This is a genomic window from Sphingobium sp. TB-6 (genome assembly GCF_012927365.1).
Lineage (GTDB): Bacteria > Pseudomonadota > Alphaproteobacteria > Sphingomonadales > Sphingomonadaceae > Sphingobium.
This window is the reverse complement of the sequence record NZ_JABBGL010000007.1, coordinates 68,354-80,635: the sequence shown is the minus strand read 5'-3', so window position 1 is coordinate 80,635 and position 12,282 is coordinate 68,354. Positions and strand designations below refer to the sequence as shown.

Below are 12,282 nucleotides of genomic sequence, written 5' to 3'. Positions count from 1 at the left end.
TCATGTCTCCGCCACCGTGGCAGGGTCCACGGGGTCGGCAAGGCGGTGCCGAGACGAAGTCTCAGCGATCGTGCCCCATGCCGCCGACACCGGCGGATTGGGCAAGAGCATCAGAACGGCCGCTCCGGATATCGTGCCGATTGTCGACGTGATGAGCGCAGCGCCGTATCCACCGCCGAAATCGGCAATCCAATTGATCAGCACCGGGCTGACGCCCGCCGACGTGATCAGGCAGGCATAAGCCAAAGCGTACAGTCGTCCGAAGCTGTCGAGGCCAAAATACCGGGAAAGGAGATAGGCCATCACGTCCAGTTCTGCGCCGATGGTCAGGCCGATGCCTAGCGCAGCGATGCACAAAAGCACCGGGTCGGATTGAAGCAATAAGGCGCAGGCCAGACCGGAAACGAAAGCTGTGCAAGCGGCGACGCGCTGCGCGGGGAAGTGGTCGAGGGCCCACCCCGATCCCAACCGCCCGGCCAGCACGGCCACGCCGATAAGCGCCTGGATCTGCGCTGCTTCGCCTCGGCTGAAACCGCGCTCCCGCAGCAACGTGATCAAGTGGAGTATATATCCTCCACAAAACACCGCCGGGGCGGCAAAGCCCAGAAGCATCATCCAGAAGAGCGGGCGCCGCAACGGCGCGTAGCCGCCCGCTCTGGCGCGGCTTTGGGACTCATCTGTGTTGCCCTGCGCCTCCGGCATCGTGCCGTCGCTCCTAGTCAGAAGCACGCCGCCGCCTCCAAGTAGAAGCACAAGCCCGGCCAGCGCGAAATAGCCCCCTCGCCAACCAAGATGTTGGATCACGGCCGTCATCCAGACCGGACCGGCGATCGCGACCACACAAAGACCGCTGATCAGCACGCCGAGCGCCAGCACGCGCGATCGATCGAAGCGCGCAGTCACCATTCTGGCAAAGCCAGGCGGCGTCGTACCGACGCCCAACACCGCGAGAATGAAGATGCCCGACGCATAGGACGGAAAGTTCGCCCGGATCAGACCAAGCAAGGCAAAGGCCGCCGCTTCACCCACGACAGCAACGCTAACGATCCTCAGGGCGCCATAGCGGTCCATCAAGGCACCGACGAACGGGGCGCTCACGGCAATCGTCGCGCACAAGATCAGGGTGGCAAGCGACATCTCGCCGCGCGTGAAGCCAGCATGCTTCGCGAGTTCAGGCACGAAAGCGCCACTGGTATAACTATGCAGCCCGAACGTGCCGATGGAGGCGGCGATGGTGCAGCCCGCGAGCGTCCGCCAATGCTGGCGAAAATCGCTGGCCATTTCCATCGGCATCCTCGCTTTCATTTCATACCGGTCAGACGTGCCGGGCTGCGGCCAAGCTGCCAAGGGGGCGGGCCAGAAATCTGCGACGGCGGTGCCGTGACCGGCCTGCGTGACAGGTCACGGCACCATGGCTTCAAAACTTATACCCGACTGTCGCACCCCAAGTGCGAGGTTCCTCGAGATAGCCATTCACCGGAAAGCCGACGAGCGAGGTGCTGACGTAGGAGTTGCCGATAATGGTCTTGTTGGTGAGGTTCTTCACGAACAGCGATGCAGTAACCTTGCTGTTATTGGACTCCCAGTTCAGGAACAAGTTGACGCGCGCATTCGCTGCCTGGCTCGTGGCATTTACGTTAAACGGCGTGAAAAAGACCTTGTCCCTCCAGCTCAACTCGCCACGTAGGGCGAAACTGCCCGCGTCGGTGGGAATTGTATATTGCGGCGCAATGAAAAAGGTGAAGTCAGGCGACTGCGAAAGCCTGTTTCCGTGCAGATTGAACGCCGGCAAATGCGTGGTGGGATCGAGCACACCCGATCCGTCGCCTGCCGGACGCGCAGCATCGGAGGAGATGTAATTGTCGAAGCGCGCGTGCAACCAAGCGCCGTTCAGTGTCACTTCGAACTGCGGCGTGATTTTGGCCAGAACCTCGGCCTCGAGACCATAGATGTTGGCCGTTGCGGCATTTTCGAGATTCAACACCGTCTGCACAACTTTACCGACCTGAAGATCCTTATACTTGTAGTGGAATCCGGCGAGGTTCAGTCGCAGGCGGCGATCGAGCAACGTCGACTTCAGACCCGCCTCGAACGCGCTGACCTTTTCGGGGTTGACCGGCGCCTGACCGGTGCCGAGGTTGTACGTTCCGGATTTGAAGCCTTTCGACCAGGAACCATACACCAACACATCAGGCGTGGCCTGATAGTCTAGAGCGATGCGCGGCGTGAATGACTTGAACCGCTTGCTCCGCTCAGGCAACGTGAACGGCGCGCGCGTCGCGGGATTGTAAGGCGTCAGGAAGTCGAAAAGAACCTGATCCTGGTTGGTCTTCTTTTCAGTGCTGTAGCGCGCGCCGAGCGTTAGACGCAGATTGTCAACCACTTCGTAGGTCGCCTGGCCGAACGCGGCGAGCGCGTCGGTCTTGATCACGCCGCCGCCGTAGAACCCCTGTACGAAAGTTCCCGGGAGAGGAAACCCGACGATGTGATTGTTAAACGGAATATCGATCGCGCCGGCATCGTTTTCATGAAAGTAATAGAGGCCGACGAGCCAGTTTAAACGGTCCGCTTTTCCGGAAAGCTGGAATTCCTGGCTCAACTGCCGATCCCGCTCGAACTGGGTGGTCGGCGCCAGCTTCGCACTCGTGGAATCGAGATCCGCTAGCGTGGTGTAATCCGTCCGCCGGAACGCCGTGAGCGAGCTCAACTGGACCGAATCCGACAGCTCGTAGCTGATCTTACCGCTCACGCCCCAGAACTTCACATTATTGCTGGGGTCGCTATCATTGCTAATGTCGCGGACGTTGGCCGGAACGGTGCCGCCCGACGTCAAACCTGTGGGAACAACCGGATTGCCGGCAAGGTCAAACCCGCCCGCGCCGAAATAGTGATACGCGCCCGAACGATCGCTTTCGCGAAAATAGTCCGCCTTGACATCAACCGTCAGTCGATCGGACGGCGTGAAAAGCAGGCTACCGCGAAAGCCGCGCGTGTTCTGATCATCGATTCGCGTACCCGTGACGATATTTCGGCCATAACCGTTGTGGTCCTGGGTTTGAAACGCGATTCGTGCCGCAAGCACACCGGGAATGATCGCGCCGCTGATGGCGCCTTCGGTCGTGACACGCGCATAATTGCCCACAGTCACTCGTGCGTACCCGCTCAGATCCTGCGTCGGGCTGCGTGTCGTGATGTTGATCGATCCGCCGGTGGCGTTCCGGCCGTAAAGCGTGCCCTGCGGGCCGCGCAGCACTTCGACCTGCTGGATATCATAGAAGCTCGACAATGCCGCGATCGAGCGTGAGATGAACACTCCATCGACATGGAAAGCGATACTACCTTCGGCACCTGCCGAGATGTTTTCCAGCCCGATACCGCGAAGTGCTATCTTGGCGACACCCAGTTGCTGCCCAAGATTAAGGTTTGGAACTACCGCCGTGACACCGGCCAGATCGGTAATCCCGCTACGCGCAAGCTCCGCTCCGGTAACGGCGGTCACCGCGACAGGGACTCTTTGCAGCGATTCCGAGCGCTTTTGAGCGGTGACGACTATGTCCCCGATCAAATTGTCGACGGGCGCCGCCGTCTGCGAGCTCGTGGATTCCGGGGCCGCAGCCTGCGCGTTCGCCGCCGTTGCGGCCCCGATCGCCAGCGCGGCCACACCTACCGAAGAAAATAGCCGGATCATATATCCTCCCCATTTCGAGGGCTCATTTATCCAAGCCCCACTTTCAACCGGTTGAATGATCTCAAGAGCGTGCGGTGTCAAGGCCATTTTTGTCACGGTGACGGCCACTGAGACGGAGAGAGTTTCCTGTTTCGAGCGGTTGGCAGGTGTTTTGCCTTTTCTTGCCGGCGCTTTTGCAGCATGAAACCAGGATGTCAGAATTGAAAATCGAAACGCAACTACGGCAACCAATGGACGAGAATGACACATCGAACATCAGAGACCGGCTGATCCGAGTCGCTGCGCGCCACTTCGCGGAGCATGGGTTCCAAGGCGCCAGTCAACGCGCGATCCAGCGCGAGGTCGGCGTCAATAATTCTACCGTAAACTATTATTTTGGCTCGAAAGAATCGCTATATTGCGCGGTTCTCGAAGAAGCGTTGTCGCGGATTCAAGCAACCCGCATCTCCGGGTTCCACAACATCCCCATTGATCTTAATCAGCATGATCACATTCGCGCGCTGATGACGGCTTATCTCGGGGCGCACTTGCGGGAATCGGGAAGTGAGACGGGTTACAACTACTTACGAATCGTGGCTAGCTTGCACCTCGTTGTGCCCGATATTGCCGTCACGCTGCTTCAGGATCGCATAGCGCCCGTCCGCGAACTCTATGTCGATGCACTCGCCAAGCTATTTCCCAATGTGTCGCGAAACCGTATCTATGAAATGTTGAGCCTGACGGTGGGCCTTGCTGCGCTGGCCCCGTTTCGCTTTGGAGCACCCCGGCTGAACGAGAAAACGATCAACCGAATGATTGATGAGGTCGTCACCATCTCGACGGCGGCATTCGAAACGCACTGCGACGTCCCTGAGGACGATGATTGACGGAAATGAGAACTGTGCCAGTGCCGCGCCAGATAGCAGGCATAAGTTTCCCGCTCCCGTCGCTTTTTACGTCGCAAAAGCTGCCACGTCAGGCTGATCCAGCGCGTCTCCGTCACTGAAAAGACGTTCGTCGGCGCGAATTTTGTCGAAATACCGCGACATGGCCTCGTCCTTCACGGGGCCATATCCCCGCACCGCAGAGACTTCGTCCAGCAGCCTGGTTGCTGCCGCAAGATTGTCGGCGGAAAGACGCGCGACCGTGCGATCGACAAGCGCCTCGTAATCCCGCAACAAGGCGCGCTCTCGTCGGCGCTCTGCAGTGCTGCCGAAGATATCGAGCGCGGTTCCGCGCAATCCCCGCATTTGGGCCAGCAGTCGTAGCGCCGGGAAAGCAAGCCACCAGGGAATTTCCCGCTTGCGTGGTCGGCCGTTCGCCGCCCGGCCAGGTAAAAACGGCGGTGCCATGTTGAAGCTCAGTCGCGCGCCGTCTCCGAACGTTTCTGACAGGCTCCGCCGCAGCACCGGATCCGTCAGCATCCGCGCCACCTCATATTCATCCTTGATCGCCAGAAGCCTCGCATAGTTCACCGCAACCACGCGTGAGAGCGCCTCGGACCGGGCGGCGGCCCGCTGCTCCGCTTCGTGGACGACCGCCATTTTATCGCGATACCGTTTGGCAAGGACGTCGTCCTGATAGCGCGAAAGATGCGCGGAACGATGGGTCACAATGTCTTCGAACGTCTGCGGAGTCACAGCGCGATCCGCCCGGTCGGCCGTGAGATGGTCCAAGCGGGCTGCGTCCGCGACAAGCACGCGGCCCAGGCGCATGGCCGTGATGTTGGCCTTTACCGCAACCCCGTTCAGCATAATGGCGCGTTCCAGCGCGACGGTCGATACCGGCAGCAGGCCGGATTGGGCGGCCATGCCCAGCAGGACGAGGTTCGCCGCCATCGTATCCCCGGTGATGCGGCGTGCCAGCGCGGCCGCATCGATCTGAATGCAACGGTCTTCGCCCGCGCTGGCGATGAGGCGCGCCATCAGGATTTCTGCCTCCGACGGGGCATCGCGGTCGCTCTGGAATGCGGCCGTCGGCATCACGAAGCTGTTGGCAAGAACGCGTGTGTGGCCATGCCGCAAGGTGGCGATTGCGTCGGACGAGAGCGCTGCGATCAGGTCGAAAGCGATCAGAAGGTCTGCCTCGCCGCGGCCGAGTCTTTGCGTGCGTATTTCGCCGGACGTAGCGGCAACCCGTATGTGGCTAAAGACCGCCCCATTTTTTTGCGCGAGACCGGTCATGTCGAACAACGAGACGGCTCGTCCCTCGACATGCGCCGCCATGGCAATCAACGCACCGACGGTGATAACGCCCGTGCCGCCGACGCCCGCAACCATGATGTTCCAGGATCCTTCGACCCGGCGCGGCTCAGGCAGGCCCTCAAACAGCGTATCGTCGATATCCGCGCCGCGGGGCCGAACAGGTTCGGCATCGCGCACGGTGATGAACGACGGACAAAAGCCGTCTGCGCAGCTATAATCCTTGTTACAGCTGGACTGATCGATCGTCCGCTTGCGGCCGAACGCGGTTTCCTTCGGCATGATGCTCATGCAGCTCGACTGGACGGTGCAGTCTCCGCACCCTTCGCAGACATCCTCCGCAATGAACATGCGCTTGGGAGGATCGGGAAGCTCGCCGCGTTTGCGGCGCCTGCGTTTTTCCGCCGCACAGGTCTGCTCGTAGATCAGGACCGTGCAGCCCTGCGTCTCCCGCAATTCGCGCTGGATGCGCTCGAGCGCGTCCCGGTGATGGATTGCGACGGCGGCGGGCATGGCGCGGTCGCGCCGGTGCAAATCGGGATTGTCGCTGAGCAGGACAACCCGCTTCACCCCTTCGTGAAGCACCTGGTGCGCGATCTTCGCGACCGATATTGGCCCATCGATCGGCTGTCCCCCGGTCATCGCCACCGCGTCGTTATAGAGGATCTTGTAGGTCATGTTGGCGCCGGACGCGACGGCGGCCCGGATCGCGAGCGTGCCGGAATGGTAATAGGTGCCGTCTCCCATGTTCTGGAACATGTGCGGCGTGTCGGTAAAAGGTGCCAGCCCCGTCCAGTTAAGACCCTCGCCGCCCATTTGCGTCGGCAGCAACGCTTTTTCGGGCGTGGCGAAGGCCGCCATCGTGTGACAGCCAATGCCGGTCATCGAGAGGCTCCCATCGGGGATCCGCGTCGATCGGTTGTGCGGGCATCCGGAACAGAAATAGGGCGTGCGCAAGGTAGGCAGCGTATTGCCCCCGGCGGGCGCCGCCCCGCGCCCCGGCGCGAGCGCATTGAATTCCACCCCGAGCCGTTTCAGGCGATCCGCAATGACCCGCGCGATGTCCTCGGGTTGTAGCGGCGTGACGGACGAGAGCAACGGAGCACCCGCCTCGTCCGCCTTGCCGATGAGGCGAGGCGCTGCTGGGTCGTTGACCAGCGCCGAGGCCGTCTGAGCCTCGATAAAGCTCCTCTTTTCCTCGACAATCAGCAACGTGTCGTGCCCGCGCGCGAATGCGGCGATGCTTTCAGCATCAAGCGGCCAAATGCAACCGACTTTGAATAGCGAGATGCCCAGAGCCGTCGCGCGCGCCTCGTCGATTTCCAACAGCGCCAGCGCCTGCCGCACGTCTCCGTAACTCTTGCCCGCACTCACGATCGCAAGGCGCGGCTCGGGCGCGCGAAATATCGTGCGGTCGATCCCGTTCGCGCGCACGAATGGTATGACCGACGGCAAGCGGTATTCCACTACGATCTGTTCGGCACGCAGCGGATTGAACGGTCGGACCTTCGCGTGCAGCCCTTCAGGCGGCACAGCAGGGATCGCGGGCATAATCGGCGCGAACGTATCGAGATCGATGTCGACAGACGCGGTCTGTTCCACAACTTCTGTTACGCATTTCACCGCAGCCCAGGTTCCCGAATGGCGTGACAATGCGAGAGCCAGCAAACCAAAGTGCAATATTTCGCCGACATCCGCGGGATAGAAGGACGGGATCAGGTTCGCCGCGATCGCCTGTTCGCTCTGGTACGCCACGGTGGAGGATTTGCCCGAGTGATCGTCGCCGTAGAAAAGCACGACCCCGCCGTTGCGATGGGCGCCCGCGTAATTGCCGTGCTTGAAGGCATCACCGGATCGGTCGACCCCGGGGCCTTTACCATACCACGCGGAATATACCCCATCGTAGCGCGCGCCGGGGACCTGATCGATCTGCTGCGTGCCCGCGATAGCGGTGACTGCCAAATCCTCGTTGACGCCAGGCTGAAACCGGATACCCGCCTGTTCGAGGCGTTTACCGACAGACCAAAGCGTGGTGTCCACGTTGCCGAGCGGCGAGCCGCGATACCCGCTGATATAGCCGGCCGTCCTAAGCCCGGCACACTGATCCAGCCACGCCTGCGACAAAAGGACGCGGACCAGCGCTTGCGTCCCGTTCAACAGGATGCGGCCGCGCGTGATAGCCCATTTGTCTTCTAGCGAAACGGGGGCATGTTTGTCCATTCGGTCTCTCCTGGGACCATCGTAATGCTTTGCGTAAAAGAGCGCTGTCATCCGGATGACAGCATCCTCGTGTCGTTTGATTTAGACCTTGCGCAGGGAGGAGCCTTTATGCGCGAAAATCGCTGGCACAATATCGAAGCGTTGCGGAGGGGCGCCCACCGTATGTTGCCGCGCCCCATATTCGATTACATCGACGGCGGAGCGGAAGACGAGGTGGCGCTGCGCCGATCGACCGCGGCCTTCGATCGGTACGAGCTGCTGCCCAGGATGCTCACAGACGTATCCACCGTCAGCACGGAAACCGAAATCTTCGGACATTGCATACCGTTTCCACTGATCCTTTCTCCCACCGGCTTGACACGCCTCTTCCACCACGATGCAGAGCTCGCGGTCGCGCAAGCCGCATCCGCTTCTGGCATCCCCTATTGCCTCTCCACTCTCGGTACGACGACAATAGAGGAGTTCGGGCACGCGATGCGGGCGCCGAAGTTGTTTCAAATCTATATTTTCAAAGACCGCGGGCTAACCGAGGAGTTCGTGGAGCGCGCGCGTGCCGGAGGCTACGATGGCCTGGTGCTGACGGTGGATACGCCCATGGCGGGCAAGCGGGAGCGCGATCTTCTGCACGGGCTTACCTTGCCGCCCCGGCTGACACCCCAAGGGTTCCTTGGGTTCGCCTCCAAGCCACGGTGGTCGATCCCCGCATTATTCGGTCGCAAATTCGATTTCGTCAACGTCGCGCACCGCGTTACTGCAATGTCTGGGGGGACAACGTCTCTGCAAGAATATGTCAACGGCCAGTTCGATCGCTCATTGACCTGGAAGGACGTGGATTGGCTCGCAGCGCGCTGGAACGGCCCGCTTGCGATCAAGGGCATCTTGCGATCGGACGATGCCCGTAACGCGGTTGATGCCGGTGCCGATATCATCATGGTGTCGAACCACGGCGGAAGGCAGCTTGAGTCCGCCGCCGCGCCGATCGATCAGATCGCGCCGATTGCCGATGCGCTGGGTGGACGCGCGAAAATCATCTGCGATGGCGGCATCCGGCGCGGTTCCCATATCGTCAAAGCGCTCGCGCTGGGCGCGGACGCCTGTTCCATCGGTCGCCCCTATCTCTACGGCCTCGCGGCTGCGGGAAGCCAAGGCGTTGAACGCGCGATCTTGCTCCTTCGTGATGAAGTTGAACGTTGCATGGTATTGAGTGGCGCGCGCAGCCTGGGGGAGCTGGACCGGAGCATCGTAGGGTTGAGCGCGTTCGCTTGACCAGTTCTGCCAAGTGGTTGATCATTGTCGCATGGCGCCGCGTTTTGCTCCTTTTGATATCGTTCAATGGTTACCCGAGGATACCGCACGCGCGCTGCTAGGCGCAGCCTGTCGGCGTCACGTGAAAGCAGGGGCGCTTATTTACGCCCAGGGCGATGAAGGACATGAAATGTTCCGCATCGTCTCAGGCTCCGTCCGCCTGTCGGTGATGGGTGAGGATGGGCGCGATTTGCTCTACCAGTTGTTCGGGCCTGGCGATTGCTTTGGTACCAGCAGTGTCATCGACGGCGAGCCGCGCCCGCAGACGGCGGACGCCCACGAAGATGTCGAGCTACAATTGTTAGATCGCACGACTATTGACCGATTACGGCTCACTCATTTCGAAATCAACAGCGCGCTGTTGAAGCTGCTGTCGCGGCACATGCGATTGCTTAGCGACCATTTTGCCGGTGCGACGCTCAACGAAGTCTCTTTCCGGCTGGCCCAGCGACTTACGGACATTGCCCAGACCTTCGGGGAGACGAATACGGAAGGCATTGCCCTGTCGACCCGGCTATCACAATCCGAACTGGCAGCAATGGTAGGAACGACACGGCAAACCGTAAACCGGATGCTGCAAAGGTTTCAGGAGCAAGGATGGCTGTCAATCCGCAACGGCGCGATCGTTCTCACCAACCTTCCCGCATTGGAAATCGCGGCGCACAGCGGCGCTCGGCTGCGCGATTTCTCGCGCTGACGCGGCCAAGCGCTGCGGTCAGACGGCGATCTCGTCAATGCCGCGCCGTTCAGGATCATGGATTTCGGCACCCCCCGGTCCATCGGGAAGCGTCGGCCGGTTAAGTGCCTTGCGGCCAGCCGCCACGATCTGGGTGAAATCAGCCACATGCCGACCCAGATATTCCGCGGTGCGCAGGTCGGATGGGGGCGGCGCCACGTCACTGCCCTGGTCGATGTTCGACTGGCCGGCCATACCGATCGAGTAGGTATCGCGATTGAGAATTTCGTCATTGGTATTCGCGCGATTGTTGCCATAGCTCAGACCCAGTCCCACCCAGTGCATCTGATGTTGCGCTGCGAACGTCATAAGCTGGATAAGTGAGTTTTGCTTGTCGCCCCCGCGGGAGCCGCCGTTGGTAAAACCCGCGGCGATCTTACCGTCCCATCGCTTTTCCACATATTGCACACGCGACGTTGCATCCATGAAGGTTTTGAACTGCGCCGAAAGGCTGCCCATATACGTGGGGCCGCCCATGATGATGGCATCCGCGGCATCCATAAGATCCCAATGATCGGCCACGTCCTCAACCGCCACCAGTGTCGCGATGGTTCGTTCGATCGTTTCAGCTCCCCGTGCCACGGCTTCCGCGATACGGCGAGTGTGTCCGAACGCACTGTGATACACGATCGCCACTTTGATCGATTCCGACATCGCACAACTCCGCAGGATAATATGCAAAGTCGCATAGAATCCAACATGTCAGGCCGTCAATCTGTTTTATGCATGTCGGCATAGAATCATTGCGCGCTTGGAATCAAAAGGTTGGCAAGAACAAAGTCGGCCAGCCGATGGAGTTCGGCGCGGGTGGCCCCCATGTCGGCACGAACGGCCAGGCCGTTGGCGATAACGGTCAGTGTTTCCGCCAGCGCGCGCGCGTCGATGTCCTCGCTCAAATCTCCGCTCTGCTGAGCACCCTGAAACCGCTGTTCAAGCAAGGCTTCATAGCTCTGCTGCCTGCTCACGCCCTCCTGCCGCGCGACGGCGGCACCACGGCCCGCCGACACCAAGCCCTTGATCATGAAGCATCCCGGTGGCGTCCCGGGATCGCTCAGGATATCGCAATAACCCTTGAGATACAGGCGGCAGACCTCAGCGGCACTATCGCTCCCGACGGCTTCGTCGACGAAGGCCATCGCTTCCCGACCGTAAAGATCGATTGCCTGCCGATACAAATCCTCTTTAGATCCGAAGGCGGCCTGCAAACTGGGCCGCACAATGCCCATCGTATCTGCGAGTTCCGCCAGCGACGTATCGTCGAACCCGCGCTCCCAAAAAAGGCGCAACGCCGCATAAAGGGCCTTATCGGCGTCGAATTCTCGCGGGCGCGCCATGGCATTTCCTCATTCTATGCGACTTGGCGTATAATCACCTTTCATATTCTAATCGCAAGTGCGCCGGTGGACGCGGTGCGGTGCGGTGCTCGCCAGAGCAGCCTGTCGCGTTGGCTTCGGCAGTGCGAAGGCACTTGATGTAGTGCTCGAAGAGATATCTTGCTCAATCGGTTGAGATGGCTGGTGGCGAATTTGTGAGGCGAGGAAATGTCAACGCGCACCGGCCGCGGCGCCGAATTCGTGGGGTTGGCCGAGCGCCGACTGGCCTCGCGCGAGGCTGCGCTTTCGGCTGACGGCCTCGAGCAGCGTTTCGAGAAAAATAAGCTGTTCGGCGACGATAACGATCACGCCTTTCGCCCGCCATATGGCTACTACTAAGCGGCTGTCACGGCATAATTTTACCCCTGTCCGGGGACATCCAGCCTTTTCCAGACGGTGTGTTGGTGCGATTGATGGTGCCGGTGATTTTCCACTGCCGGTTTGCAGGGAAAATCAGCCTCTTGGGTGCCCGATGGGAGTGTTCTTCTGGCACCATTCTTTTCCAGACATCGGAAAACGCTAGAGAATCGTCGCAAAGACGGTCCTCTCCGCGCGTCTGCTCCACAAAACTGCTACACAATGCGCATGCAGTTCGCCCGCAACTCTCCGCAAAACCTCGAAAAATGGTCGAGTTGGCTGTTACACAAAATTGCTACGCAAATGGCCCGTCGGGTGTCGAAACCGAGATTGAGCATTTCAGGTCGATGGCCGGTCTACCATTTGACCCGACGCTGTGGATCGGCCTGGAGACGGAACCCGCTTAGATTTCGGCCAAGCCGC

Annotated in this window: 9 protein-coding genes; 4 read left to right on the top strand and 5 right to left on the bottom strand. The window is 60.4% G+C overall.

All coding sequences use genetic code 11. The annotated features are described in order from the left end of the window. Nucleotides 1-1,293, bottom strand: coding sequence for an MFS transporter (locus HHL26_RS11555; RefSeq protein WP_169576118.1), 1,293 nt, complete (start codon nt 1,291-1,293; stop codon nt 1-3). A 124-nt stretch (nt 1,294-1,417) separates the two neighbouring features. Then, the gene (locus tag HHL26_RS11550; RefSeq protein WP_066553057.1) at nt 1,418-3,688 is read right to left on the bottom strand and encodes a TonB-dependent receptor; all 2,271 of its coding nucleotides are present in this window, start codon (nt 3,686-3,688) and stop codon (nt 1,418-1,420) included. Between the two features lie 200 nt (nt 3,689-3,888). Here HHL26_RS11550 and HHL26_RS11545 point away from each other — a divergent pair, with 200 nt between their 5' ends. After that, on the top strand, nt 3,889-4,554 hold the full coding sequence (locus HHL26_RS11545) for a TetR/AcrR family transcriptional regulator (RefSeq protein ID WP_158511716.1): 666 nt from the start codon (nt 3,889-3,891) through the stop codon (nt 4,552-4,554). Between the two features lie 66 nt (nt 4,555-4,620). Here HHL26_RS11545 and HHL26_RS11540 read toward each other — a convergent pair whose 3' ends face one another. Then, nucleotides 4,621-8,088, bottom strand: a complete 3,468-nt coding sequence (locus HHL26_RS11540; protein WP_082748345.1) for an indolepyruvate ferredoxin oxidoreductase family protein — start codon at nt 8,086-8,088, stop codon at nt 4,621-4,623. 108 nt (nt 8,089-8,196) lie between these two features. Between HHL26_RS11540 and HHL26_RS11535 the strand changes: the two genes are divergently transcribed. Both HHL26_RS11535 and HHL26_RS11530 read left to right on the top strand, forming a co-directional pair. Beyond that, nucleotides 8,197-9,354 (top strand): alpha-hydroxy acid oxidase, encoded by a 1,158-nt coding sequence (locus HHL26_RS11535; protein WP_066553052.1) that lies wholly within the window; start codon nt 8,197-8,199, stop codon nt 9,352-9,354. 31 nt (nt 9,355-9,385) lie between these two features. Further along, a complete protein-coding gene (locus HHL26_RS11530) occupies nt 9,386-10,090 on the top strand; it encodes a Crp/Fnr family transcriptional regulator (RefSeq protein WP_066553049.1) in 705 nt (234 codons plus the stop codon). Between the two features lie 18 nt (nt 10,091-10,108). Here the strand turns inward: HHL26_RS11530 and HHL26_RS11525 are convergent, their stop codons facing one another. Both HHL26_RS11525 and HHL26_RS11520 read right to left on the bottom strand, forming a co-directional pair. Beyond that, nucleotides 10,109-10,783, bottom strand: a complete 675-nt coding sequence (locus HHL26_RS11525; protein WP_082748341.1) for a flavodoxin family protein — start codon at nt 10,781-10,783, stop codon at nt 10,109-10,111. A gap of 86 nt (nt 10,784-10,869) precedes the next feature. Then, complete coding sequence (locus tag HHL26_RS11520; protein ID WP_066553042.1) at nt 10,870-11,463, bottom strand: TetR/AcrR family transcriptional regulator; 594 nt, start codon at nt 11,461-11,463, stop codon at nt 10,870-10,872. A gap of 207 nt (nt 11,464-11,670) precedes the next feature. Between HHL26_RS11520 and HHL26_RS11515 the strand changes: the two genes are divergently transcribed. Further along, nucleotides 11,671-11,841: a hypothetical protein gene (locus tag HHL26_RS11515; protein WP_237229867.1), complete on the top strand. Its 171-nt coding sequence runs from the start codon at nt 11,671-11,673 to the stop codon at nt 11,839-11,841. Nucleotides 11,842-12,282 lie beyond the last annotated feature (441 nt).

Bases quoted from the DNA above. Each gene is read 5' to 3' on its own strand.
- HHL26_RS11555 (WP_169576118.1), bottom strand. From the start codon at position 1,293: ATGCCGATGGAAATGGCCAGCGATTTTCGCCAGCATTGGCGGACGCTC.
- HHL26_RS11550 (WP_066553057.1), bottom strand. From the start codon at position 3,688: ATGATCCGGCTATTTTCTTCGGTAGGTGTGGCCGCGCTGGCGATCGGG.
- HHL26_RS11540 (WP_082748345.1), bottom strand. From the start codon at position 8,088: ATGGACAAACATGCCCCCGTTTCGCTAGAAGACAAATGGGCTATCACG.
- HHL26_RS11535 (WP_066553052.1), top strand. From the start codon at position 8,197: ATGCGCGAAAATCGCTGGCACAATATCGAAGCGTTGCGGAGGGGCGCC.
- HHL26_RS11530 (WP_066553049.1), top strand. From the start codon at position 9,386: ATGGCGCCGCGTTTTGCTCCTTTTGATATCGTTCAATGGTTACCCGAG.
- HHL26_RS11525 (WP_082748341.1), bottom strand. From the start codon at position 10,783: ATGTCGGAATCGATCAAAGTGGCGATCGTGTATCACAGTGCGTTCGGA.
- HHL26_RS11520 (WP_066553042.1), bottom strand. From the start codon at position 11,463: ATGGCGCGCCCGCGAGAATTCGACGCCGATAAGGCCCTTTATGCGGCG.
- HHL26_RS11515 (WP_237229867.1), top strand. From the start codon at position 11,671: ATGTCAACGCGCACCGGCCGCGGCGCCGAATTCGTGGGGTTGGCCGAG.